The organism is Paenibacillus sp. 4624, assembly GCF_050435065.1.
GTDB classification, from domain to species: Bacteria; Bacillota; Bacilli; order Paenibacillales; family Paenibacillaceae; genus Paenibacillus; species Paenibacillus amylolyticus_D.
The window spans coordinates 81048-105973 of the sequence record NZ_JBNDJR010000005.1 but is presented as its reverse complement, the minus strand read 5'-3'; the positions used below and the strand labels follow the sequence as shown (position 1 = coordinate 105973).

The 24926-nt window shown below is 44.6% G+C and carries 23 protein-coding genes; 4 read left to right on the top strand and 19 right to left on the bottom strand.

The genetic code is table 11. The features are described from left to right. Positions 1-75 precede the first annotated feature (75 nt). Positions 76-846, top strand: a complete 771-nt coding sequence (locus ABIE27_RS13300; RefSeq protein WP_123063546.1) for a DUF817 domain-containing protein — start codon at positions 76-78, stop codon at positions 844-846. 23 nt (positions 847-869) lie between these two features. Here ABIE27_RS13300 and ABIE27_RS13295 read toward each other — a convergent pair whose 3' ends face one another. The 9 genes from ABIE27_RS13295 to ABIE27_RS13255 all read right to left on the bottom strand — a co-directional run bounded on the left by ABIE27_RS13295 (position 870) and on the right by ABIE27_RS13255 (position 11252). Further along, positions 870-1589, bottom strand: a complete 720-nt coding sequence (locus ABIE27_RS13295) for a hypothetical protein (RefSeq protein WP_123063547.1) — start codon at positions 1587-1589, stop codon at positions 870-872. A 204-nt stretch (positions 1590-1793) separates the two neighbouring features. Beyond that, entirely contained in the window at positions 1794-2687 is an 894-nt protein-coding gene (gene murB, locus ABIE27_RS13290; protein ID WP_429350674.1) for a UDP-N-acetylmuramate dehydrogenase, read from the bottom strand. A 301-nt stretch (positions 2688-2988) separates the two neighbouring features. Further along, positions 2989-3978, bottom strand: coding sequence for an SDR family NAD(P)-dependent oxidoreductase (locus ABIE27_RS13285; RefSeq protein ID WP_205127917.1), 990 nt, complete (start codon positions 3976-3978; stop codon positions 2989-2991). A 119-nt stretch (positions 3979-4097) separates the two neighbouring features. After that, positions 4098-5501 (bottom strand): PQQ-binding-like beta-propeller repeat protein, encoded by a 1404-nt coding sequence (locus ABIE27_RS13280; protein ID WP_123063549.1) that lies wholly within the window; start codon positions 5499-5501, stop codon positions 4098-4100. Positions 5502-5657: 156 nt separating this feature from the next. Then, positions 5658-7709: a serine hydrolase domain-containing protein gene (locus ABIE27_RS13275; protein WP_123063550.1), complete on the bottom strand. Its 2052-nt coding sequence runs from the start codon at positions 7707-7709 to the stop codon at positions 5658-5660. Positions 7710-7821: 112 nt separating this feature from the next. After that, a complete protein-coding gene (locus ABIE27_RS13270) occupies positions 7822-9120 on the bottom strand; it encodes a sensor histidine kinase (RefSeq protein WP_123063551.1) in 1299 nt (432 codons plus the stop codon). Position 9121: 1 nt separating this feature from the next. Further along, complete coding sequence (locus tag ABIE27_RS13265) at positions 9122-9862, bottom strand: LytR/AlgR family response regulator transcription factor (RefSeq protein ID WP_123063552.1); 741 nt, start codon at positions 9860-9862, stop codon at positions 9122-9124. A gap of 294 nt (positions 9863-10156) precedes the next feature. After that, complete coding sequence (locus tag ABIE27_RS13260; RefSeq protein WP_429350822.1) at positions 10157-10729, bottom strand: esterase/lipase family protein; 573 nt, start codon at positions 10727-10729, stop codon at positions 10157-10159. Positions 10730-10943: 214 nt separating this feature from the next. Next, on the bottom strand, positions 10944-11252 hold the full coding sequence (locus ABIE27_RS13255) for a hypothetical protein (protein ID WP_123063554.1): 309 nt from the start codon (positions 11250-11252) through the stop codon (positions 10944-10946). A 213-nt stretch (positions 11253-11465) separates the two neighbouring features. On the opposite strand from ABIE27_RS13255, the gene ABIE27_RS13250 reads away from it, so the two are divergent. Beyond that, complete coding sequence (locus ABIE27_RS13250) at positions 11466-11891, top strand: hypothetical protein (protein ID WP_123063555.1); 426 nt, start codon at positions 11466-11468, stop codon at positions 11889-11891. A gap of 98 nt (positions 11892-11989) precedes the next feature. Here ABIE27_RS13250 and ABIE27_RS13245 read toward each other — a convergent pair whose 3' ends face one another. Continuing rightward, the gene (locus ABIE27_RS13245; protein ID WP_123063556.1) at positions 11990-13222 is read right to left on the bottom strand and encodes an exo-alpha-sialidase; all 1233 of its coding nucleotides are present in this window, start codon (positions 13220-13222) and stop codon (positions 11990-11992) included. Between the two features lie 17 nt (positions 13223-13239). Then, a complete protein-coding gene (locus tag ABIE27_RS13240; RefSeq protein WP_123063557.1) occupies positions 13240-13608 on the bottom strand; it encodes a hypothetical protein in 369 nt (122 codons plus the stop codon). Positions 13609-13787: 179 nt separating this feature from the next. On the opposite strand from ABIE27_RS13240, the gene ABIE27_RS13235 reads away from it, so the two are divergent. Beyond that, a complete protein-coding gene (locus tag ABIE27_RS13235; RefSeq protein WP_123063558.1) occupies positions 13788-15068 on the top strand; it encodes a stalk domain-containing protein in 1281 nt (426 codons plus the stop codon). A 190-nt stretch (positions 15069-15258) separates the two neighbouring features. Here the strand turns inward: ABIE27_RS13235 and ABIE27_RS13230 are convergent, their stop codons facing one another. From ABIE27_RS13230 to ABIE27_RS13195, 8 genes are all read right to left on the bottom strand, one after another. Next, positions 15259-15477: a hypothetical protein gene (locus ABIE27_RS13230; protein ID WP_123063559.1), complete on the bottom strand. Its 219-nt coding sequence runs from the start codon at positions 15475-15477 to the stop codon at positions 15259-15261. A 70-nt stretch (positions 15478-15547) separates the two neighbouring features. Further along, positions 15548-16750 carry a Ger(x)C family spore germination protein gene (locus ABIE27_RS13225; protein ID WP_161556878.1) on the bottom strand — a complete coding sequence of 401 codons (1203 nt, stop codon included), beginning with the start codon at positions 16748-16750 and terminating at the stop codon, positions 15548-15550. Beyond that, positions 16743-17858, bottom strand: coding sequence for a GerAB/ArcD/ProY family transporter (locus ABIE27_RS13220; protein ID WP_123063561.1), 1116 nt, complete (start codon positions 17856-17858; stop codon positions 16743-16745). Before ABIE27_RS13220 ends, ABIE27_RS13225 begins: the two co-directional genes overlap by 8 nt. Positions 17859-17903: 45 nt before the next feature. Continuing rightward, positions 17904-19727 (bottom strand): spore germination protein, encoded by a 1824-nt coding sequence (locus ABIE27_RS13215; protein WP_429350673.1) that lies wholly within the window; start codon positions 19725-19727, stop codon positions 17904-17906. A 163-nt stretch (positions 19728-19890) separates the two neighbouring features. Beyond that, the gene (locus ABIE27_RS13210; protein WP_123063562.1) at positions 19891-20772 is read right to left on the bottom strand and encodes a carbohydrate ABC transporter permease; all 882 of its coding nucleotides are present in this window, start codon (positions 20770-20772) and stop codon (positions 19891-19893) included. Between the two features lie 15 nt (positions 20773-20787). Further along, on the bottom strand, positions 20788-21678 hold the full coding sequence (locus ABIE27_RS13205) for a carbohydrate ABC transporter permease (protein WP_123063563.1): 891 nt from the start codon (positions 21676-21678) through the stop codon (positions 20788-20790). Between the two features lie 269 nt (positions 21679-21947). Next, entirely contained in the window at positions 21948-23225 is a 1278-nt protein-coding gene (locus tag ABIE27_RS13200; RefSeq protein ID WP_429350672.1) for an ABC transporter substrate-binding protein, read from the bottom strand. A gap of 85 nt (positions 23226-23310) precedes the next feature. Then, entirely contained in the window at positions 23311-24186 is an 876-nt protein-coding gene (locus ABIE27_RS13195) for an AraC family transcriptional regulator (RefSeq protein WP_123063565.1), read from the bottom strand. A 197-nt stretch (positions 24187-24383) separates the two neighbouring features. Between ABIE27_RS13195 and ABIE27_RS13190 the strand changes: the two genes are divergently transcribed. Continuing rightward, positions 24384-24809 carry a MaoC family dehydratase gene (locus ABIE27_RS13190; RefSeq protein ID WP_123063566.1) on the top strand — a complete coding sequence of 142 codons (426 nt, stop codon included), beginning with the start codon at positions 24384-24386 and terminating at the stop codon, positions 24807-24809. Positions 24810-24926: the final 117 nt, after the last annotated feature.

The window sequence follows — 24926 nt, the reverse complement described above, 5'->3', positions numbered from 1 at the left end:
ATTAGATTAATATTAAGTAATTATACACTTTCAAATTTACTTGAGATCAGAAGTGTCAAAAAGGAGCTACTTCCTATGAAATCAATCATTCAGTTATTACATTTTGGCTATCATCAGGCCATGAGCTGCATTTTTCCCGTAGCTATTTTTGGTACGCTGGCTCTTTCAACGGTCATTCCATTTCCTTATATCCATCGCTATGATGCAATCCTGCTTATTCTGCTTGCTGTTCAATATTTGATGTTTCGCAGTGGGATAGAGACATTGGATGAAATCAAGGTCATATGTGTGTTCCACTTGATCGGTCTCCTGCTGGAGATTTACAAAGTACATATGGGATCATGGTCTTATCCGGAACCTGCGTATAGTAAAATATTGGGCGTTCCGCTTTACAGCGGATTTATGTACGCCAGTGTAGCCAGCTTCATGTGCCAGATCTGGCGAAGGCTGCGTATGGATATGACCGGCTGGCCGGGCATGGCTCCCTCTATGTTACTTGGCGCAGCGATATATCTTAATTTTTTCACGCATCACTTTATCCCGGATTTTCGCTGGTGGCTGACAGCACTGGTCTTTGTCGTCTTCTGGAAAACGTGGATTATCTACCGCGTACGCCATACAACCTACCGTATGCCTTTATCCCTTGCTTTCATTATCGTAGGGTTCTTTATCTGGCTGGCAGAAAATATCGCTACCTTCTTTAATGGCTGGAAATATCCGGATCAGCATGAGAGTTGGCAACTGGTAAGCTTCAGCAAGATCAGTTCATGGTTTCTGCTGGTCATTATCAGTGTAATCATCGTTGCACAGCTCAAATATGTGAAAGCCAATCGCACAGCGAAATAGCTTCAAAGAGAGCTATGTCCGGATCACATTGACGCTGACCTTTTCCCCAGCGTCACTGATCCGCTATCGTTTACCATTTCATTTTGCTTGCTTCCAACTTGTTTCCCCTCTTCATCATATACTTTAACGGTATATGGTGTACCCTCCGATGAAGGCAGCATCATAAACCAGACATACTCTCCCATATCTGTTTTGATCAATTTGGCTTCCGTTATGGACATGGAGCCGTTCTGCTCTGTTTCAGCAGTTACACGCTGGATACCCGGATGCTCGATTGTACCAAATACCATCGGAAAAGGAGTGTCTATCCCGTCAAGCTTTGGTAAATTCATATAATACAATGCATACTCAGACGGATCTATATCCCCTATTCCATAACCTCCGCCCCACACCCACTTCCACCCAAAACTATTTTTTCGTACGTATTCCAACTGCAAATTACTTGCTGCTTCACTGTTTTTTCTCTGCGTAAACAAGATCATCCCGTCGTCAACAGGCTCCTGATGAACTAAACGGGTATTAGAGGTTGACTCCCTGAATTGTTGAACTGCATCCTCAGGAGTACTGCCGATCGGAATCGACATGGTTTCGTCCAGTCCCATAGCTTTGGACAATGTCCGATCCGCCAGACCACCTGGCTTTTCTTTTATATACATATAGGTGTATCCCGATATCACAGAGATCGCTAAGAGCGCTATCGTTACGACTATAATCTTGAGAATGTTTCCCTTTCCTTTACTCATGCTCGGGCCTCCTTTTAAAAATAGATAATAATTAATTCAACACACAAACCCATCTAATATTACCATAATTATCATAATCGTTCTTTCATTTCTATAATCTACGACAAAAAAGCCGCCAATCGGCGGCTTCATCTCATTAACGGCACATAGTATAGTCATGCTTTAGGCATGGCCTAGTGCTCCATCTTTATATCCTGTCCTGAATTAATATTCTCCAAGGAATATCACTTCAGTTTCTAATTCCACCTGGAACGTATCCCACACCGTTTTCTGAATAAACTGAATCAGATCCTCATAATCCTTGGCAGTGGCGTGATCCACGTTCACGATAAATCCAGCATGTTTGGTTGAAATTTCAGCCCCACCGATGCGGGTGCCTTGCAATTGACAATCCTGAATTAGTTTACCGGCAAAATGTCCTTCCGGACGTTTGAACACACTTCCGCAAGAAGGGTATTCCAAAGGCTGCTTCGATTCTCTCAGGAACGTTAATTCCTTCATCTTGCTGGAGATCTCCTCTTTGTTCCCTTCGCTAAGCGTAAACTCGGCATCCAAAATAATATAATGATCCATCTTGAAGAGACTATTGCGGTAACTCAGCTTCATCTCTTCACGTGGAATAACAACAACGTTGCCTTCACGGGTAATGACCGTAGCCTTTTCAATTACATCCGCGATCTGACCACCGTAAGCACCGGCATTCATATATAGAGCGCCTCCTGTACTACCAGGAATGCCACAGGCGAATTCCATTCCCGTCAGGCTATGTGCCAAAGCTGCTCTAGATACGTCAATAATATCGGAGCCGCTTTGTGCCATGATGCGTGTTCCACTGACTTCGATCTGATCGAAGCGGCTGAGCGAAATCGTGACTCCCCGGATGCCTCCATCCTTAATAATAACGTTAGAGCCTTTGCCAATAACGGTCAGCGGCAACTGATGGCTGTTCGCTATTTCCACCACTTTGGTGATCTCCTCCACCGTGGTCGGATGAACGAGAATATCGGCCTTGCCTCCAATTTGAATAAACGTATGATTTTTTAGCGGTTCATTACATTTCACTTTTTCGTTAGGTATATGATTCTCAAAAATATTCATGATTTTCTCTCCCTGCGTTCTTCAAAAAGAACATGATTCCTACATTGTAAATCGAAACACACTCCGATGACAATCTATCCTCATAATTCCCTGTACATACTGATGAAATTCAACCGTGTACTATAATGATATTCCCCTATTTGCTGAATAGGTACTCAAGTACACGTTAAATTATAAATGAACAACATTTATTAGATCGTCAGGCATAAAAAATAATAGCGCTGCGGATTTATAAACCGCAGCGCTTGAACATTCTACCACATATTCTTAACATTCTCTAGCTTCTGAATAGAAGTCCGCTTCATTCCCGTCCGTTAGCCGGAATGTCCGTCTTCGTCAATTCAGCAGATAACGCCCATAAGCGCTCCGCCTGCTCAGCATCAATGGCGTACGGCTTCACACCGTAAAAACCGCCATCTTCGGGAGCCATCTCACTGATATTGCAATCTTCACAGTACACACCACCCATGCCTTCAAGCTTGGGAGCAGTTGCGGCCCATACCTGGGTTGCTGCACCCTGCTCCGGTGATTTGAACCCCGGATTAGCCACGTTGCCGGATTCATCAATCCAACCGAGAGCAACCATCTCATCTTTGGGCATATGACGCTGTAAGGGAGTCATGATTCCGCCCGGATGTACAGCAAATGCACGAACTCCATGCTGCTTGCCAAGTCTATCGAGTTCTACCGTGAACAAGCTGATCGCTGTTTTGGACTGACCGTATGCCGGGAACTTCTCGTATCCCTGTTCAAAATGAATATCATGCCAGCGGATGGGTGAGAAATGATGCCCTGCGGAGGAAAGCGAAACGACACGGGCTCCACCTTCACTGACCAGCGCAGGCCACAATTGATTGGTTAGCGCGAAATGTCCCAGATGGTTCGTAGCAAACTGTGCTTCCCAGCCCTCACCAATACGGGTCTCTGGGCAGGCCATAATACCTGCGTTCAAGATTAACATATCGATGCTGCGTGCGCTTGCCAGAAAACGTTCCGCAAATGCAGCAACACTGGACAAGTCAGCCAAATCAAGCTCGTCCACTTCCACGTTCTCAAGATCTGCCAAAGCTTCACGCGCAACTTCTGGTCTGCGCGCAGTCACAACAACATTTGCTCCCGCTCGCACCAATGCACGTGTCGTTTCCAGTCCCAGACCGGAATATCCGCCTGTCACTACGGCAAGCTGCCCTGATAGATCCAGTCCGCGTAATACCTCATCCGCTGTACTGCTCTTGTCAAAACCTGAATGTATATTCTGTTGCACTGTTCTTGTCTCTTTGTTCATATTCATTTGATTCAGCTCCTTCATACTCTCACTTATAGCTGCTTATCGTATTAATCCCTGTTGGGACTTCCATAATCAGTCTACACCTTAGAGTAAACTCGAAGTCAAATCAGGCGCGTTAAAACTTACTTTAAAGATGCAGGTAACCTAACTCCTGCGATTTTACCTTCCGAATGTATAATGATCGTATCTCCCGTTTTTAGCGTTTGATTATACATATCTCCCCCCGTTTTCACACGAAAAACGGGTTGGCCTGTGACCATATTAATCGCCACCATTGTGCCATTGCGTTGTGCCCGGTACAACCCTTTTCCATATATATCAATCTGCGAAACAGGAGCATCCCCGTTCCATGAAACATTCTGTCCATTAGCCAGCTTAACTGCAGCAAGTTCTCCATTGGCAGGATTTCTGAATATCAAACGCTGCTGTGCGACACCAAGCATTTCCATATTTTCGCCATAAGGTTTCAAGAATGTGCGTAATGGGGCATCTCCAGACTTATATTGATCAAGCGCATACTCTGCAATTTTGCCGTCCTGTTCCATATACAGCTTGCCTTCGAAGGCCATAATTCCTCCACGACCATTTACATATGGGGCTTGTCCAGACAGATTCCAGCTGTATTCTTGACTTCCTTTTAACGCTCCTGTCTTCAAGTTATATACGTTGATCGTCCATTTTCGAACGGGTGAGGACTCATCATCCTCTAGCATGGGTGAATGATAATCCACCGAATAGACAAGTCCGTTTTTGATCTGAATGGCATCTCCCTGACCGAATTTGCCCCATAGTTTCTTGCCTGTTTTCTGATCATAAGCGTTAAGCTGAATAGAGGTCAGAGCACCCTGCACCATGAAACTTCGAAGGACAACGCCCCCGGATTCTACCAAATACTCTGTTCCATTCCCTTCTCCAGCCGATTCATTAGCTTTCCACTGAAGTTTACCTGACTTCATATTGAATGCATAGGTTTGACTACCGTAAATAACGTATAACATATTGGGGGTCGGGATGACAGCTTTGGTATAAGGATCAGTATCGCTAGCAACCGCTATGTCGGACTGCCACTTCACTTTGCCCGTTTTGGCATTCAAAGCATAAGGCTTGTGACTACCACTAAGTCCGTAGAGAACACCATCCAGATAAGCTATCGTTGGCGTTAATTTACTGCCATAAGTCCATAATACCTTGCCTGTCTTTGCATCCAGCGCGATTAGTTTTGAATCTCTAAACGTAAATATTTTCCCATCTTCTGCAACAGCGTTACTCGCTATAAATGATTCGTTCATGTTCAGATAATTATCGACCTTAGCCGTCCAAGAAGGTTTCAATTCAGGTAAATGCAGGTTTTGTCCGGCATACCAATTACGTGCGGAGATATCTGCTTGCTCAGCATAAACTTGGGAAGGTAAAGCCGCGACAGCGCATTGTAGCATGAGTACTCCAGCGGTCAGTCCAGCGATAACGGGTTTCAGTTTACGTGTCTTGTGAGTTACAGAAGTAGAATGTTTAGTTTTTAATTCCATGGTCGTTATTCCTCCTGACGAAAGTAGATGTATGCCATCACTTATATAACGTAGCACTCATCCAAAATGTACCATTCTGAATGAAGAAAATTCAAATATACAAAAAGCCGCCTTACGGCAGCCCTTTGTAATGAATATTGTACTCAAATCGTTTTTTTATTTTAAACGAATCTGGAAGACATCCCCGGCTTTACCCCCAAATACAATAAATCCTTTTTTCGGAAGTTTGGTTGTCTGTTCGCCAGTCGCGATAGAGAACTGTAGCACCTGACCTTGATCATTATAAACCGCGTAACCACCTTGCTCAGGAGAATCCACCGTTATCGTCTTTTCAGCAGATTTCCCGTCAATCGCATACCAGCGCGCTTGACCATTTGCTGGAATGGTCGCAATTCCTGATTTCCCACTAAAAATAGGACGAATCGCCTTTTCCGAAATGTACTGCTGTCCGTTCTGGGTTAAAATTTCTGCATCCTTTTTCTTCATTAATTCCAGGTCAAAAGCATCTCGGCCATTCATAATCGGGATCTCTGCAACATTAACGGTATGGTTCACATCTTTAATTTGCGTCCCATTCACATAACCGTGCTCTGTGTTGACCTTGAAGTTTTTAATGAGCTGTGATGGAACCAGGTAGAAGAGCGATGTAATTTTTTCGTCCAGCGCAAAATAGTTCAAACCGTTCCGTGCAACCCACTTCTCTTGGGTAACTGCATCCAGCTTGTTAGGCTCCAGCTTTTGGTAATCGTACGTGTTCATCCCCATCTGTCCAAGTCCTGGCAAGCTAAGATATCCTTGAACTTTCACATAGGTCTTGGCGTTGCTTTCTTTCACAAAGCTTACTTTCACACTTCCGTCCTTGCTGGTAAAATACCCGTCACCTGTATACACATACTTTTGTTCAGCAATTAGTCCGCCCAGCATAGCTGGTAATGTGAATGCTCCATTCTTAATATCGATTTCCGTTGTTGCACCAACGGTTCCATACAAACCGGAGTAATCTTGCAGCTCAGCAGGCATCTCGGTCTGAACTGGCGCAGAGAAGGTACGATCCGGTTTGATGTTATCAATGATGCCCTGTTCCTTCAGTACTTCCAGCAACACTTTAGAGGCAAACATCTGGTCAAAAACAGAAGATCCACCTGAGGATAACACAGCCATGGATATGTCGTGCTCTGGAATCGTAATTAATGAAGCGTGATACATGATCGTATCGCCACCCTTGGTCAGTGCTTTAATGCCATACTCACTGAATGGAGCAAGTTCTACAGCATCCCAGCCGAGTCCAAAGTTGAACGAATTGATTTCGTCAGATACCCAGATACCTTTGCGATATTCTGGACTTTGCATCGCTTTAACAGAAGCCTCCGATAGAAGATCCGGGCGATTGCCCATCAGCAACTCCGCAAATTGTGTTAACTCCTCAGCCGTTGAATAAATGCCACCCGTTCCGATGATATTCGCATTTTCAACAGGCATCTTCGGTTTAAATGTTGGCCAATAGGTTGCAGCTAATTTTCCTCTGTCGAAAGAATCCAGTGGTGTCTTCGTAGAATCGAGCTGCAACGGCTTACTTATAAACTGTTCCACATATTTGCTGTAACTTAGTTCACTCACGCGCTCAACTAAAATCTCGAGCAATTGAAAGCCATCATTGCAATAGACCGAGTATTCCCCGGGTTTAGACTTGAGACGTTCGGCCTGAAGTTTGATCAGCAGTTCATCATGATTACGTGTATCGTTATCATTAAACAGTATGCTGTTTCCGTACTGCGAACCATATAAGCCGGATGAATGATTCATTAACATACGCGGTGTGATTTCCTTATAGCGGGGATCTGCCATTTTGAAATCGGTAATATACGTGGTAAGTGGCTGATCCAGGTCAACTTCACCAGAATCGACCAACATCATGACCGCAGTAGTGACTACCATTTTGCTTACGGAGCCTATACCGTACATGGTGTCTTTGTCCACGGCTTTCTGGTTCGCCTTATCATGAAATCCAGCGCCGTCCGATAAAATCATTTCCCCATTTTCCATAATCGCATATTGCAGACTTGTGACGCCGTAATTCTGAACCAGCATGTCAGCGATTTGTTTAGCTTTCGCTTGAATCGCCTGCTTTTCAGTCGCCTCAGCCTTGACTCCAGTTACAGGCATGATAATAAGCATAAACGCACACAAAACCGTAATTATCCTTTTCATTCCATACTTCCTCCTTCAGATCGATATACTTGAATGAATTCATCATATCCGGCAAAGGCATAGCCAGCGGAAAAGAACCCCGAATGGAAAAAAACAACCCCTGAACGACAGTTCAGACGTTGTTTTTGTTGTACGGAAGAACGACCATATTGTTAAAAGACCCTTGTGCTTGCTCAATGGTCATGTGCCCTCCATATTTATTGCATATTCTGGATATATTGGTCAGGCCAAAACCATGAAATTCTGAATCCGTTTTGTCACTGTTGAGATCCGTTGCCGGTTGGGCTGTATGATTCATAATCTGGATTACCAGAGCAGAAGCTGTGGAATAAATAGATACTACGATATAACGATCCTCGGCGACGCGTACTTTCTTGGATGCTTCAACTGCATTATCCAGGATATTTCCGAGCACCACACACAAATCATACCGTTCAATGCCTATATGCTGAGAATGGAGATTGATGCGCGTATCGATTCGAATGCCGTTCGCCTGCCCGACGGTCAGCGTATTCGTAACCAGAGCATCAATGACCAGATTACCGCTATTCACACGTTGGTAAGCATGCTCAATGGTGTTCATAGTAACATGCATATGCTCTGTTGCTGCCGCAAGTTCGTTACGTTTCACACACTCTTCGATATATAGAAACTGCTGATGGATATCGTGGATAATACTTTTAATGCTTTTGAAACTGTGCACGGTCTTTTCGTAGTTGGCATCCTGGTAATCCATCTGCCGCTGCAATTGTTCATTCTCATGAGCGAGATGCGCCTTCTCCACGATATTATCAAACACATATACAATAAATACATTGAGAAAAAGGGAGCCTAGCACCGAAAAAATATAAAAAATATTTTTTTCGCTATATATTGAAATGACATTGATCTGGTACACCGTAATCGCAGTTACGATCAAAAATAAAAGATAAGACCGATGATGCACTCTGAAGCTCCTGCGTTTGGCAATGAGATGAACAATGGGGATCACAACAAACATAATGCTGCATCCTAACAGCATCACTTTGGTGAACAACCATAGAGCTTCTGGTCCATAGAGAGCCTCTTTCAGATAGTCAATTCCATCAATCACACTCAGAATATACACTGAAATGATGTTCACTGTTGTTAGCAGTGCTGCATACATAACCGTAAACATAATCTTCAGTTTTAATTCTACCCGGTAGGATTGTGCCAGAGTAAAGATAAAGATCAATGCAAGCGAAGTCGAAAGAAAAGAAGGTAAACGCGTAGCCAAATAAAAGAAATCGAGCAGGATAAACACAACAAAATAGATCGTTCTGCGGGGTTTACGTCTGGATTTGCCCAGCACAGCATCAAAATAATAATTGGCTTGAAACGTCATGAGCAGGGTCATAACAAAGACGGGTACCAGTTGCAAAATAATCATTTTACTGAACCCTCATGATCATGTATTTGGTATACGTATCCTTGACTTCTTTGATTTTGGAACGACCTATAGGTAAAGAGGTTCCATCCAGCATCGTGACTTGTGCCCCCGTGAACTTGTGTACATGCATTAGATTAATAAGCACAGATCGGTGAATTTGCATAAAACCGTGCTCTGTCAGCGTTGTAGCATAAGCCGATAGAATACCTTTGGTTTCATAAGAGTTATCACGAGTAATCACCTTTAGCTTGTTTTTAACCGTGAGGCTTTTGATCACCTCAATCCATAAAATATCTTCATATTTCAACATCAAATCATCGTAATCTGATTTAATCACCAGATACTTTTTATCCATAGCTTGAAAATATTGATGCAGTTTGATCAGCTTCTCTTCCAGTACAGCCTCTTGAATCGGCTTGATCAAATATTGGAACGTCATGACATCGAAACTCTGAACCATATACTCCGGATAACTGGTCAAAAACATGATTTGCACATCCATGATCTTGAGTTTTCTAATTTCCTGTGCTGTCTGTATACCATTCAACCCACCCATCTCTACGTCCAGAATGAGCAGGTGAAACGTCTCTCTCTGATCTTTATAATGAGCCAGAAGTTGTTCTCCTGAACTGAACATCGTGATATGAAACTCGATATTGGTTTTGAGCGAGAACACTGTCAACATATGCCTCACCAGTTCTCGCTGTTGCTCGTTGTCGTCACATATCGCTACATGATACATCCCATCCCGCCTTCCTCGAACACAAGCCGTTTTATTCATACTAATATACTATCTTATCATGCTTAGAAGGTTAAGTATGGATTGAAAAGCATCTACAGCACCCTGAAATGCAGGCAAACGCAAAAAACACAACACAGTGATGACGCTGCCTTGTTCTATCCTTGGATTGTTTTCGATCTTTCAACTTATGGGGTTGTGAGCACCACCTTAGTCTTGAAAAAAACGACTGACCAGAAGTGGTCAGTCTTGTTATAAGCGCTAATATATGATGAGTATATAAGTTCTTAAACCACCCTATTCGATGAGTGCGGCCTTAATCAATGCATTTACCCTTGAGTTATAGAGCAATCCGATATGAGATACCAGATTAACGGAAATATTGTTTGCCCCGTCCAGTCTGGATAAAAGAGGCGAAACAATGGTGTCGCTGGTTGAATAGATTGAGGTAACTCTAATGCCGCTTGGTGCGCTGTTCGTTGTCAACCGATTCGCCCCGCCCAGCGTAATCAATTTATCCACCTTATCTCTGCCTCCGCGGTTCAATATGTAGTACAGGCTGTTAGCTCCGCCCATGCTATGTGCAACGATATGAACTTTAGAATGCCCCGTTTGGCGAAGCACATCGTCCACAAATCGGCTGATCGCCGCAGAGTTCAACAGCTGATTCCCTGCTTTGCTCGGGAGATCCATGGCAAATAATTCATCACTTGACCATCCTTCACCCCGTAGGTATCTCTCAATTAAAGCAAAATTGCTGTCCGACCCTGTCAATCCATGAACAAAGACAATAGGTGTCCGCGCAGTGGCAGCAGAAGCGGTCGTACTCTGCCCAATTCCAGGTAAAGTAAAAGCAAAGATCGTACTCATCAAAATAATTAGCAGTGGTCTTAACCTTTTCAATCAGATCATCCTCCTGTGAAATGAGATATCCACATTTTACAATTTATTAAATGTAAATAACATGGTATTTTAGTCTCATTTAACCAATCAAGTATGATGTTTACTGCTAATTATTTTGTCGAAATACAGGTGTACTTCTCTTTTGGCTTGCCTCTTCATACTGCCTCGGAGCACTAGACAACTATCCCTCTACAATATCCGCATGCAGTTGCGACGCCGCTTCCATCATAACCGGAACGATGGCTTCGTTCGAAATAGCAACGTACAACTCCCCCATATACAATCGGAATGGGTATTGTTGTCCTTCATGTTCCCACATAAAAAAGTCACCTTCAATGGTCATCGTACTCTCCGCCCCGACGATATTAAGCACTGTGGAGTAGGTAAACTCCGGCTTGGTAGCAAAATATGCTTTGCATTCCTCCACAGAAATATGTTGTTCCGAATTGTTTTCCTGCATCGATCTCGTTATTTTAAAACGCTGGTTCATCTCGTTATGCCTCCAACTTCAAATTATTTATTTTTACTTTATATCATAGAAACGTATTTTCTCATTTCGTTCTTGATGTGTCAAAACATACGTTCAAAAGCGCTTTAATAGTCCATGTAACTTTCCTAATTTGGCTAGTCCTAAGCGCTCGTCCATGCGAATGTGACCTCATTGAATATAGTATTCTATCTGAATGCGAAGGAGGAATATCATATGACCCAACTACTTGATGCAAGGGTATCGTTGAATGCAGCTACATTTAATTCCATTGCCATTCCTATTCCCGTCATTAATACCCCTACATTATTTGCACAGATCGGGTTACTGACTGCAGGGGCAGGCCCTAATCCCAGAGTTTCTCTGAAAGGAACGATTACAGTTCAGCTTCCACTCGCTCTTTTCCAAGTCCGAATCACAATTGTACGTGGTACGGTTGCAACGGATCCTCTCATATATTCAGCGAATCACACGTTTGGTTTGAACGGATTGCTTGTGCCCGAGGTCATCATGTTTTCTGCAAATGACTATAACCCGCCTGTAACTCCACAAATAACGTATACTGCTTTTATCAGCACCAATCTACTTGGCACAGTCCGGGTAGGTCCCGAAAGCTTCGACGGATTTATCGTTTCTGATTAATGTTTTCGATTACGGTCTCGTATGTAATGCCTAACGCCCCATCCCTGTAATCTGCATATGCATTGTAGAAAACAGGTATGGGACGATTATACATAAGATTAATTTCCGAAATAAACATCCAGCTTGCCAGTCGGGGGTGTAGTTGCCATCCACACGGCAGCCAGATTATCCGGAGCATATGTAGCTGCTGTAATATAGTCGCCGATTAGAACGGTTGGCACTGGAGAGACACCATTCGGATTAAATGAGGTCGTTGTTAGGCGGCGATTACTGAAGCTTGCTCCGCCATCAAAGGACTCTGCAACGAATACGTCCAGTAGAAACCCGTCAATTCGATTGCTGTAATAGATTACCCGAATCGTTCCCGCGAATGGAGAAACGGTGATGGCCGGAAAAAAGTTCTGCGTACCTGGCGGTGCGCTAGTAATGCTTATCGGATCTGACCAAAGCAGCCCATCTGGAGATTCACATAGCAAAACATCGGTATACCCCGCGCGAGCGTCATTCCATACAGCATACACGGTGCCGCTGTTCGGTCCAATGGATATGTCAGCTGCCAAACTGAGATTGGTTTGCACTCGAAAATTATAGTTGGGCACAGGCAGAGGCGATGGCGATGGCACAACGGAAGAAATAAACGTTGACTGCCGTTCTATAGGCGGTTGATAATTGATTCCGCCATCATACGATATGCGTAGCAATGCCGAAGGGCTGGCTGGGCCTGTAATGATATAACCTGCATAGACTTCGCCGGAGAAACCAACGGCCAAAGCTGCCCGGTCATGAATTCCACGAGGACTCGATTGTCGATCTGGCGGTTCCCACGAGAGTCCTTGATCAACAGATCTTTGAGTAAAAATAGCAGAAGAAGTTGTTGCAAGCGGTGTATAACCTACATACGCATGGCCTCGATATGGACTGCCAGGAGAGCGATCTACAGCAATGAAAGGTTCATCATTATGCACGATGGTTCCAAATCCCAGTTGCACAATGACTGGAGGCTGAAACGTAGCCCCATCATCAAAGGAAGTATAACTTACAATCGTTCCGTCATTGATTCCGTTAAATAAATGTACTGTGACGATAAACGTGCTCGGAAACGTATAGTCGATGGTCGGTGCTTCCGCCCCTGAATAGCCTGCGGGTTGTGTAAGTACGGTTGTGGACCAGGTCGTTCCACCATCGATGGAGCGATAAAACCCCGTAAGCGTCGGCCCCGTGCTTGTATCGACAGCAACGACACACATAATATTGGGATTCAATGTGTTAACCGCAATGGAAGGTTCGAACTGGTTCCCTCCTAAAGCCCCGGTAATATTCACAACGGCCATTCTTATCACCTCTTTTTCTAAGGGATATTAGTAAATCGGTCAATTAACGTCATTTCAGATTGAAGGACGCGCTGTATAATCTGACCCGTAGAATCAACGCCATAGACATGAATAATGGTACTCGTTGCACTGAAAAAATCACTTTGCACTTCAAAAAAAGCAGCATTAATCAACGGATAAATGAAGGTCCTTGTGGCTTGCGGCAAAATTTCAACTAAATCATGACCAATAGGAACACGTGCTTGTTGTGCCGTGTCCCATCTGAAAACTTCCAGTTCAACATTAACAGGAGCATTAAGTGAGTCGTTAATGCAAGTAACGATAATCTGCGTAGACTGTGTCGGGCCTGAAGCCGGATTGTAGATGAACCCTGTAGAGTTCGGCAAAGAGTCACACTCCTTTAACACCATATACTCCACTATACTTTCCACTAAGCTTGTGTTATGCAGACTCTATGTTTTCTCGTATTGGAACAATATGAAAATTTTGTTATGATAGATTTGCCGAATTTCATTAGTTTGGTAGACTTATTCAAAAACCACAACGCCTGGAGGTACACCTTTTTATGTTCATGCAACGTACTGGAAAAATCGCTGTGGCAGCCGTCATGGTAATATCCATGATAGGCAGTATACCTGCAACTCAATCCCATAAACTCCAAGCAGCCCCTGCGATTTCTGTTCAATTGGATCATGCGCCCTTAACGTTCGATGCAGCACCTCGAATTGATAAAGGGGTAACCTATGTGCCTTTCCGTACAGTCGGAGAAGCTCTCGGCATCGATATTAACTGGAACAACAAAACACAGACCGTAACTGCGGTGAATACATCCAAAGGGAAAACGACGAAAGTCGTACTTCAGGTGGGCAGGAAGACCGCCACTGTAAATGGCACTAAAGTGAACCTTGCTGCTCCACCTTTGCAACACGAAGGCCGTGTCCTCATTCCTCTAAGTTCCTTCAGCAGCCAGTTCGGCGTCCGCACAGGCTGGGATCAGACGACACGAACAGTTTCTATGACTTCACCGCAACGTGAAATGCATCTCCGAGCCTTCTATGCCGTAAAAGCCTACCACGAGATAGATCTGTTACCTTCTATGAACTCGGTTGCTTTTGGCTGGAGCCGCATTGACCGGGATGGTACGTTTACGCTGGAAGGGAAAGAATATCAGGTTCCTGCTGCCGCTGGTGAAGTAACCCCTAAATCCATTGTGGCTGACGCGGCCAGTCAACAAATCCAGCCCAGTTTGATGGTGTATGCCCTGGATGGAAATGGCGAGCTAACTAAAGTTCTGAGTGACAGCAGTTTAAGGCAAAAGTCTATCGAAGGCATTCAAGCAGCCATTCAGGAGTATGGTTTTGGTGGAGTTGTGCTTGATTTTGAAGGACTCGGCTTCAAGCTGGACGCTGTAGAGCAACAACAATTGCTGAATCAGTACGTGAAACAACTGAGGGAATCGCTGCCTCAAGAGATTGCCCTCTCTCTGGCTATTCCTCCGCTCAATAGCGCATACAAAGGGTATGATTACAAAACACTGGCTACGCTGGCAGATGACCTTATCATTATGGCTTACCAATATAATCCTGCAGGAACCAAAGCCCAAGTTGCAGAGCCGAACAGCCTGGTTAATCAGGCTATTGTACTTGCACTCAAGGCAGGAGTGCCCAAAGAAAAGCTTTTGCTTGGCATCAGTATCAATAGTGAGACACCTGCATCTGTCGGGGACAAACTTGGACTTGCCAAGCGATACGATCTGAAGGGTGCAGCCTTCTGGCGACTCGGCTTATTCCGCACGTACAGCGCAGATATGCAATCTGCTGTGCAAGCATCAGTAATCAAGGAATAATAAAGCCATCTTCTTATAGCTATATTGAACTTAAGGATCTGCTTCAAAAGAAGCAAGAAAAAGCACGTTCCTTGTGCAGTCAGTCAAGGAGCGTGCTTTTTTGTGTACTCATTTTTACTGATGCTCTTATATGTGCTTCTCTAACTTATGTTTGTTCTAATCTTATGGATTCAATCCGTAAATCCTCTTTTCATTTCATGACCTTATCTATACTGCCAAACAGCAGCTTAATGATCAAACCCGGTCCCGGCAACCGGGGATCAAATAACAGGATCGTGCCAATAACCGCACTGACAGCGCTGATTCCTGCTGTGATCATCCGGACTTTTTTTTCTTCGCTACGTTTCCATTCCACATAGATGATCGTTCCAGCTAACAACAGAATACCTAGCATTGAAGCAATCTTCATGACTTATCACCTTCTGTCTATCATATCTTGTATCCCTATGAGCAATGCTGTTACTGCCACGGTTAAACGCTCATCTCCCCTGCTCATCCGGGATTCCCTGAGGCCCGGCAGATTTACCTGTACGTACAACCTGCGCATGTATCTGGAGATCTACATCCAGCTCGGAGTAGATCTGCTCCCATCTCTTCTCCTGCTCCTTCCACTGTTTCGGATAATATCTGCGAAACTCCACCGCGAACTTAAACAGATCCGTTCGCATCTCTCGCTGGGATAACCGGAGTGCCGATTCTGCCATTTCTTTCAGTTGAGATGCCCAGGTTTCCTCCAGCTTTTTCAGTACAGCAGGATCTGTAAGATTCCCATCTGTTGTATTTAGCAAGACTTCTCCCCGTGTCTGCACATCCACCTGCATACTCCACTGAGAACCTGAAATATTCGGCTTCAAAATCGTCTTCACTTCTAGCGGCTGGATCGAAAAAGAACCTCTCTCCGGCTCTACATTTACAGGCATGATAATGTTGTTTAATTCATTAGCGAGCATTAAAATGCCGACGGTTAACGGCTCCTGTACACTCCGATTAAACGTATCGCCCTTATATAGACTTAGTCCTTTGATATATGGTGTCGTTGTTAATTTATCCTGCCCCTCGTCAGGTGGAAGAGTCAACATACGGGACAAAATGACAGATTGGTTAGGGCCTTCGATCGATTGAGCGAGTTCCAAAACGGTTATCCGTGTACCCAGTTTCATATTGGCCATCTCACGCAAGGATTCGGCAGAGCTTCGTTCCAATGGGTCCAGCAAGGCAAGAATGTTTTTGGCAGGGTCAGGTGTCGAAAACACGTAAGCATGTTCCCTGATCTGGGGGTATCGAAGGAAAAAATCAATGAATTCGCGTATGCCTTTTTTTCCTGCGTCTTCGCTAATCACAATTACTTCGCAGTGTCCCCAGAACATATTTCTCGGCACTTTCCGTTGCAAGCGATTCAGAGCCTCTGCAATGGTATGGCCTTCAGCCGATCGAGTTAGTGTTACCCCGCTTGGGCTGCCTCCACTGCCCGTACTGTCTCCTCCCCCGGCTTTGCGGGGAATAAATATCTGTGATGTCAGTTCGATCTGATCATTTTTGTAATCCACTCCGGTTGCCAGCACAATGGCGAGATCATTAATCTCAATCCGATCCCAGCATCCCGTGAGTAATGTGCAGCATACACAAACAAGAAGCCACGCCTTGCATACTGGGATCATTCTTTTTTTGATGGGTTTAGGCATCCGTACGTTTTTTTCGCACATAAGCCCACCCCTTTTTCACCCAAGCTATCCCGTAAGTCAACCCCGGAAGAACCAGCAAAACGGCGATCGTATACAAATTGGCTGAAGGACTCACCAAACTGGATAACCCGGAACTGCTGGAAGCTACCCAAAACGAAAAAATCATACAGAGAAGGGAGAGCGGGCTCACTAGCGGTTTGTAATCCTTCAGACCAAACCATTCCGCTGTCGACGTAACAGATATATACAGGAACACGGAAACCTTCACAAACATGCCAAAGATCCACACGGCAATAATAAGGGATTCAATGTGTTGTAAAAAGTCTGCAATCGTAATGTACCGGGCAGCAATCATCACCGGGAAAACAAACGTGTCTGTCAAATCTCCAGTTAAAAAGAGACATACCACATTAATAACAGTCATTACTATTGTTGTTGTAAATAAAGATCCGAGCATCACATGAGCGGTTCTTTTTTGGCGATTTACATACGGCAGGAGAAAGGCAATCACGATATATTCACTAAACCAGGCGGCAGGAGCGAGCGCTCCTTTGACGGCAGGCATTGGCCCATTTTCCATAAAAGGAAACAATTCAGACGGATGCAATTCCCCAATGAGCAGTACAAAAACAAGACCCAGCATAGCCATGACCAGTGTCACAAAAACCTGTGCTGTCCTGCCAACCACTTCAATACCAAGTCTGACATTAATCGCACAAACGAGCATCATGGTGCCCATGATTACAAACATCGGTGTGCGTGGAAGTGCATTATTAGCAATAAACTCGCCATATTCCCTTATAATCAGCCCGGTTAGATGAGGCATGAACAAAATATAAATAAGTCCCACAAGCTTGCCTGGAATGAGACCGGCTACGAGTACACTCGATTGAATGAGGGATTTTCCGGGATACATCCGCGCAAGGCCAAGTGAAACACCAATCGCTGCAAGTCCTATAACCGACCCAATAATGGGAGATAACCACATATCATGTCCGGCATAATGCATTGTGATTCCAGGTACAGACAAGATCGCAGTGGCTATAACAGCTGGGAAGATCATGAAAGCCAGCTGTGTCTCAGATATTCTTCCTTGGTCAGTTAACATGACTCTTCCCGCCCCTCTTCTAAATCATTAAGCGCAATTTAATTCCTATCGTGGCTTGTTCCAAGGTGCTGGACGCCACCACAAATCCTTCAACCCTTTGGCATTCGTCGGTGCAACTGGAGACAGATACGGTGCCCCAAATGAGCGAAGACTGCTCAAATGAATGACGATCAAAATGATACCCAACATAACCCCGATTAAACCCAGCGTTCCAGCCAAAAGCATAATGGGAAAACGAAGCAATCGTGTCGAAATGCTAGCGGAGTAGCGTGGAATCATAAAGGATGCAATCCCTGTGATCGCAACGATGATAATCATCGGAGCGGAGACGATGCCAGCCGTGGTTGCAGCCTGTCCAATAATGAGCGCGCCGACGATGCTGACCGCGGAACCTACCTGTTTGGGCAGGCGAACACCAGCTTCCCGGAGTGCTTCAAAGGCAATTTCCATAATAAGTGCCTCTACAAGTGCGGGAAACGGAATTTCCTCTCTCGCTCTAGCGATACTGAGTAGTAATACTGTAGGAATCATCTCTTGGTGATAGGTCGTGATCGCGACATAAGCCGAGGGCAGCAGCAGTGACAGAACATAAAATACGTATCGCAGCCAGCGGAGAAATACGCTCATAAACACATATTGATAATAATCTTCAGGTGACTGAAGCATCGAAAACAGCGTTACAGGAGCCACCAGTGTGAACGGTGTTCCGTCCACCAGTATCGCAAACCGCCCTTCCATCAGATTGGAGGCCACAACGTCCGGACGTTCAGTAGCAATCATTTGAGGAAAAGGTGAGAATCGCTGATCGATGATATCTTCTTCAATATACTGACTTTCCAGAATGTCGCGGACTCTTAACCGATCAAGTCGCTGCTCTACCTCTTTCACCAAAGAGGCATCTATAATACCCTCCACGTACGCAAGTGCAATGCTGGTATTGGAGCTTTCACCAACGGTGCGTGTTCGGAATTTTAGTGCAGGTGTTTTGAGCCGTTTACGAACCAAAGAAAGATTCATTGTGAGCGATTCGGTGAAGCCATCCCTTGCACCACGAACCGTAGATTCAGCTAGTGGTTCCTCCGTCGAACGATTAGCGGCTTTATAGAGCGGATACGTTGTTGCCACATTGGAGCCTTCCAGAAGTAGAAGCGCTTCTCCTTCCAATATCGCTTCTGCGGCCTGTTTGGACGTTTCCACGGTTTTTACGGAAGATAGAGGAACCTGTGCAGACTCCAAACCAATCTCCTGAACAGGGGCTAACACCTGACGCTCAAGCCGCTCAGTATCACATAAACCCACACAATATACACATAATGCCGAGGTGAAGCCCGCGGTTTCGAATGAATGAAAAATCACATCGGAACAGTCCGTAAATACGGCGCGCAATGTCTCTTCATCAATGGCCAGATCCCCTGTTAAGGGCAAGTCCTGACGCGTTTCTTCTTGTTCTTGATCCGATTGTCCTTCTTGATCCGATTGATCCTTGCCTTTTTTCTCTTTCTTCTCTTTCTTCTTCTCGTTCTCGTTTGAATCCTGATCCGTATTTTTCTCCGCGTTTTGATCGGTATTCTGTGTTGATTTTTCGCCGTTTTCTTTTTCTTTTTCTTGCTGATCTTGTTCTTGTTCTTGTTCTTGTTCTTGTTCTTGTTCTTGTTCTTGTTCTTTCTGTTCTTCTTTTGTATCCTGTTTCATATTTTGCTCGGTTGACTGATCTGTATCTTGCTTCGAATCCTGTTGTTCTGCGGTGCTTGAGTTTGAATTGGTGTCTGTATTATTATTTGTGCTTGATTCGGTATTTGTACTTGAGTTCGTATTCGTGTTTGAGTTTGTGCTTGAGTTAGAATTTGTATTTTGGCTGTTTTGACTCATGGGCTCCACCCCCTTTCCACCGATAAGTCCAAGTATTCTCAGTAAAAGATATCATTTGCTTCCTTCACCAGAAATATGCAGTGGAAACGACGAAAAGAGCCGCTCCGCGAGCGACTCTCTTCTAAACTAACATTAACTTACACTGTGAAGATTGTTCATGTAACTATCCTTTAACAGCACCCAAAGCGACACTTCCGATAATCTGCTTGGAAAATACGGCGAACACAACAATAATCGGCAAAATGGAAATTGCTACTCCCAGATACAACAATCCGTAATCCATACCGTAGTAGCCCTGAACTAGAGCCACCAACACAGGCAGCGGATACTTATCAAGGGAGAAAAAGAGTACGAGTGGTGTCAGGAAGTTATTCCATGACCCGATAAAGGTGAAAATCCCCAGAGCCGAGATCGCTGGCCCAAGGATGGGCAGCACAATCTGATTAAATGTTCTGAACTCATTCGCACCGTCCACGCGGGATGATTCAATGATCTCATCGGGAATACTGCTCTCCATAAACTGTTTGATGAAAAATACGTTAAAGGCATTCGCCGCCGCAGGTAGAATAATCGCTGCATAACTGTCCAGCAGGCCAAGCGTACTGAACAGCCGGTATACCCCAATTAGCGCCAGTTGACCCGGAACCATCATCGTGGCGAGCAGAAACAAGAACAATCCGGTACGGCCTTTAAAATTAAACTTGGCAAAGCCGTAGGCCGTTAAAGCACCGATATACAGGGACAGTACGGTGGAGCTGCCAGCGATAAAAAAACTGTTGGCGAAGCCACGCCAGATGTTAATTTTAGAAGCCATATTCACATAATTGTCTATCAGAAACGTACCCGGAAGAAACGTAAAACTCGAAGCAATCGACGCATTGTTATGTGTAGAATAGATCAGCATCAGGTAAAACGGAATCACACACAAGACAGCGAGGGCGATCAGAAACAGATAAATGAGGATTTTCCCCAATGTCAGCCGCTGACGAAGCGCATGATGCTGAACTACGGCCTCTCGCTGCGCGGCAACCTTAGCAGTTTGCATACAATCTCTCCCTCCCTATGAACGGCTCTTCCGTTTGGTCATGATGAAGGATGCAACCGATAACAGAATGATAATGACGAACAGACAAAATGCAATGGCAGCTCCATAACCAAAACGTGTACTCTGGAACGCCACATTATAGAGGTACATAATGCTGGTCATTGCCGCGCGGTCCGGACCGCCATTACCATTCGTCAAGGTAAACGGCTGATCGAAAATCTGAATGCCGCCAATGATCGATGTAATGATCTGGAATAAAATAATCGGTTTAAGCATCGGCACGATGATATGCATGAAGATATGTTTTTTCTTGGCTCCATCAATCTGGGCGGCTTCCTGCAATGCCGGGTCAATCCCCTGCAGACCGGCCAGATAGATGACCATCGAGTAGCCGAAATATTGAAAGAACAGGATCGATGAGACAATTAATCGCATAAACCAAGGGTCATTTTTCCAATTGATCGGATCTTGTATTAAACCTACCTGCATGAGGAAATGATTCAGTCCGCCTGACTGCCAATCAAAAATCAGACTGACAAGCAAACCGAGCGAAGCCGCGGTGACGATGTTGGGGAAAAAGTATACGGCCCGGAAAATATCCCGACCCTTTAACAGCTTATCGTTTAAAATAAATGCCAGCACGAGGGATACCGTCAATTGCGGTACTACCGACACCCCCCATATAAAGAGCGTATTAAATAACGTTTTGTAGAAAAGCGGGTCCTGAAGCACGGCGACATAGTTACCGATTCCGACGAACTCAGGCGTGGTGATTCCGTCGAAGTTCGTGAAACTGATATATAGCGAGTACAGAATCGGATACAGCCCAAAAATGGCAAACACGATAAAAAAAGGAGCAATAAAGTAGTACCCGTAATGGTCTTTGCGAATTGTTTTGGCAAACATACGCTGTCCCCCAATCATTAATTGACCTAAAGCGAACTACGATGGTTACACAAGCACTTCGATGACAGAAGAGTCTTCCAATCGCTGTTATCCCCGGATTTTCTGATTCCCTTTTTAAAAGGGGAAAATTCGGTGATAAGCGAATGCTTTCGAAGTAGCTTTCTTGCAGAAAGCTTTTAGGCAACCGCTTCGCTTTTCCAGCTTTCTTCTGTCCTCTACGTTGTTTGTGTAAACACTTAGTTAACTTCGTAGGTTCTGGAGTAGTAAACTTACTCTACCTCTAATTCCGGGAACCTTAAGCGTACATCACGCTTAATGCGTTTGACCACGTCCTCCTTGGTCTGGATATCACCGTTCAGATACAGCTGCAGCAGATTTCGATAGATATCCGTGTTGATAATGCCGTCATATTTGGTTCGCTCATACACCGGAACCTTCTTGGCGGCCTCCGAGAAAAATTCAAAATGTTTTTGTCCACCCAGATAGGCCGAGGTGAGCGATTCCGCAAGCTGGTCATTCACGACCATGTTACTCGTAAAGTAATCCTGCTCTTTGGCAAGCCCCTTCAAAAATTCATGGTCAAAGTTGTAAAATTGAATGAATTTCCAGGCGGCATCCTTCTGGTCACTCTTGTTATACATCGCAATGTAAGTCCCTCCTGAACTGAAGGACGAAGGCCCGTGTGCCAGCCCCCATAAGCCTTCGGTATCGGGTGCATTGGCTTTAAACGTAAACTGAAGTCCCCAAGTCGCTGCCGGGTAGAACATCACTTCTCCTTTTTGCATCGAGGCTGCATAACCTGCGCTTCCATCCTCGTACTCAGCAAGTACATGCCGTTCCCGTGCCTCACGCACCAGATCAAGCACTTTCATATAAGTTGGATCAATAACCAGCTTCCCGTCCTTCACCCAAGGAATTCCATCATATGAATTGGCTATGCCATTCCAGTTCGCAAGTGCATGTACCTTGTTGCCACTTTGTTCTTTCACTTTTTCTCCGATAGCAAAAATCTTCTCCCATGTATCAATCTGAGCGCTGACTTTATCTGGATCGTCGGTACCCAGATATTCTTTCGCCAGATCACGGCGATAATAGATGCCACCAGGCGTCCCTTGATATCCAATAGCCCTGACGTTTCCCTCACTATCCTGCTCATTAGCCTGCACAAAAGGGTACTGCTCCTTAATTAACTCGTTTGCGTTGTATGGTGCAGCTGACAAGTTTTCCAAATAGGGTACATCAATGAGTTCCCGAATATTTCCATTCTCAATCATAAACACGTCGGGTGCTTTGGAACTGGTCTGAAGTGCTGATTTGAGCTTGGTCAGGTAAAAGTTGCCTGGAATATTAACGAAATTCACTTTGATATCTGGATACTTCTCTTCGAATTTCTCAATGGCATAGTCTGCTTCATCCGTAAAACTCCAGACCGTAATCTCCTGTTGCTTCGCTGGATTTGATGCACCTGTCTGACAACCCGCGAGCAATAGTACTGAACTTGCAAGCAGCGTGACTGGTACAACTAACCGCTTAAACCATCTCTTCATAAAGTACCCTCCCTAAAAAGGAAACGCTTACAATTTATTTGAGTATAAGAATTTGAGCGGTAGCTTTCTCCACAAATATTGTCAATCATCCTTGATATTTTGTGATATTGGAACGATGACGTTTGCGAAATTCGGACGGCGTGCAGTTATTATATTTTTTAAACAGACGATTATAAGAATTCACATTGTTGAATCCATGACTGATCGCAATCTCCAAAATGGATTCCTGACGAAACAAAAGCGCCCACTCCGACTTAATAATGCGAAAATGATTTAAATATTCCATTAGCGTGATCCCTTTGATTTCTTTGAATAGTTTGCAGATATGGAATTTACTGAACTTCATATGTTCCGCCACCTGTTCCAGCTTAATCGGTTCGGCATAGTGCTCTTCCAGATACTCGCATACGGATTCGAGAAACTCGAACTTCTTGGAAGACACACAAGGCCAGCATGATGGCGTATCCTTATGTGGAGCCGGTGGCGCAGTACGCAGTAGCAGGACGATCAGATCATATAACCGAGATACCATAAGCCAGCGGTAACCGGGTTTCTGATTTTTTATCTCCGTTGCAATTGCATCAATATAAGGACTGGGGTTGAACTGACTGCTGCACGGAATGATGGACGTTTGATTAAAAAGTGTCCCCAGCTCCTGCATCTCCGCTTCACTCGTGAAGCTCCCGGTTAACAATTCAAGCCGAAACAACAGAATCGTCAGCCGTCCGGTGCCTGGCATAAAATAATGCACATCCCCCGGCTTGATCAGAATCATATCTCCTTGGTTCAGTTCGAACATTTGCTCATTTACACCAATTCGCGCATGATTTCCATTCACAACGACAAGTTCAACTTCATCATGCCAATGTGCGGCATAATTGAATTCTGCTCCTGTATAAATTAACCGAATGGGAAAACCGTCGGCCATGTGACCTGTTTCCAGAAAAGTAGGTACGCCCATGCCATTTGCCTCCTCTTTTTTCCATACACATCTGTCTCATGTTTCTATGCTTATGCCTGAATGTACTTCCCCGTTTCTCATATTCTATCTAAAATAGGACCAAACATCCAAATTCGCAGATCTCAACGGTTAGTGAAATTGACTATAAGCATGTTAATATAGGCTAAGGAAATCCAATGAAATCGGAGTGGTCAGACATGAAATTCAGCGATTTTAAAATAGGACAGCGTTATGAAACCGGGTCGGTTCTCTTAACGAAGGAGGACATCCTTCGTTTTGCCGAACTTTACGACCCGCAATATATGCATCTGGATGAGGACAAAGCGAAAAAAGGACGCTTCGGAGGTCTGATTGCATCCGGCATGCAGACCCTGAACGTCACGTTCCGGCTGTGGATCGATGTTGGCGTGTATGGTGAGCATATTATCGCTGGAACAGGTATGAACCACATTCAATTTTTGAAACCTGTCTATCCAGGGGATGAACTTCGCGTTATGGCTGAAGTCACCGAACTTCGTCCGAGACGAACTGGGAATGGCACGGTGACGGTCTTGCTCAGTACTTTTAACCAAAAGGGTCAGAACGTATTTCGAGCGGAGTTGAGTGCGCTGGTGGATAATTGAAAGGCGAGGCTGGTTATGTAATGTCATAATAACGGAGAATTACCGATATCGTTTCTTGTTGGTTATCTACAAAAATATAGAAAAAGAGTCGTCTCGACAGTGGAATGTTTGTATCCT

Excerpts from the sequence above, each read along its gene's own strand:
- ABIE27_RS13275 (WP_123063550.1), bottom strand. The coding sequence starts at position 7,709 with ATGAAAAGGATAATTACGGTTTTGTGTGCGTTTATGCTTATTATCATG.
- ABIE27_RS13195 (WP_123063565.1), bottom strand. The coding sequence starts at position 24,186 with ATGGGCGTACCTACTTTTCTGGAAACAGGTCACATGGCCGACGGTTTT.
- ABIE27_RS13300 (WP_123063546.1), top strand. The coding sequence starts at position 76 with ATGAAATCAATCATTCAGTTATTACATTTTGGCTATCATCAGGCCATG.
- ABIE27_RS13285 (WP_205127917.1), bottom strand. The coding sequence starts at position 3,978 with ATGAATATGAACAAAGAGACAAGAACAGTGCAACAGAATATACATTCA.
- ABIE27_RS13265 (WP_123063552.1), bottom strand. The coding sequence starts at position 9,862 with ATGTATCATGTAGCGATATGTGACGACAACGAGCAACAGCGAGAACTG.
- murB (WP_429350674.1), bottom strand. The coding sequence starts at position 2,687 with ATGAATATTTTTGAGAATCATATACCTAACGAAAAAGTGAAATGTAAT.
- ABIE27_RS13230 (WP_123063559.1), bottom strand. The coding sequence starts at position 15,477 with ATGAAGATTGCTTCAATGCTAGGTATTCTGTTGTTAGCTGGAACGATC.
- ABIE27_RS13190 (WP_123063566.1), top strand. The coding sequence starts at position 24,384 with ATGAAATTCAGCGATTTTAAAATAGGACAGCGTTATGAAACCGGGTCG.
- ABIE27_RS13200 (WP_429350672.1), bottom strand. The coding sequence starts at position 23,225 with ATGAAGAGATGGTTTAAGCGGTTAGTTGTACCAGTCACGCTGCTTGCA.
- ABIE27_RS13215 (WP_429350673.1), bottom strand. The coding sequence starts at position 19,727 with ATGAGTCAAAACAGCCAAAATACAAATTCTAACTCAAGCACAAACTCA.
- ABIE27_RS13280 (WP_123063549.1), bottom strand. The coding sequence starts at position 5,501 with ATGGAATTAAAAACTAAACATTCTACTTCTGTAACTCACAAGACACGT.
- ABIE27_RS13255 (WP_123063554.1), bottom strand. The coding sequence starts at position 11,252 with ATGAACCAGCGTTTTAAAATAACGAGATCGATGCAGGAAAACAATTCG.
- ABIE27_RS13220 (WP_123063561.1), bottom strand. The coding sequence starts at position 17,858 with ATGTTAACTGACCAAGGAAGAATATCTGAGACACAGCTGGCTTTCATG.
- ABIE27_RS13260 (WP_429350822.1), bottom strand. The coding sequence starts at position 10,729 with ATGAGTACGATCTTTGCTTTTACTTTACCTGGAATTGGGCAGAGTACG.
- ABIE27_RS13210 (WP_123063562.1), bottom strand. The coding sequence starts at position 20,772 with ATGCAAACTGCTAAGGTTGCCGCGCAGCGAGAGGCCGTAGTTCAGCAT.
- ABIE27_RS13245 (WP_123063556.1), bottom strand. The coding sequence starts at position 13,222 with ATGGCCGTTGTGAATATTACCGGGGCTTTAGGAGGGAACCAGTTCGAA.
- ABIE27_RS13270 (WP_123063551.1), bottom strand. The coding sequence starts at position 9,120 with ATGATTATTTTGCAACTGGTACCCGTCTTTGTTATGACCCTGCTCATG.
- ABIE27_RS13205 (WP_123063563.1), bottom strand. The coding sequence starts at position 21,678 with ATGTTTGCCAAAACAATTCGCAAAGACCATTACGGGTACTACTTTATT.
- ABIE27_RS13235 (WP_123063558.1), top strand. The coding sequence starts at position 13,788 with ATGTTCATGCAACGTACTGGAAAAATCGCTGTGGCAGCCGTCATGGTA.
- ABIE27_RS13295 (WP_123063547.1), bottom strand. The coding sequence starts at position 1,589 with ATGAGTAAAGGAAAGGGAAACATTCTCAAGATTATAGTCGTAACGATA.
- ABIE27_RS13250 (WP_123063555.1), top strand. The coding sequence starts at position 11,466 with ATGACCCAACTACTTGATGCAAGGGTATCGTTGAATGCAGCTACATTT.
- ABIE27_RS13225 (WP_161556878.1), bottom strand. The coding sequence starts at position 16,750 with ATGCCTAAACCCATCAAAAAAAGAATGATCCCAGTATGCAAGGCGTGG.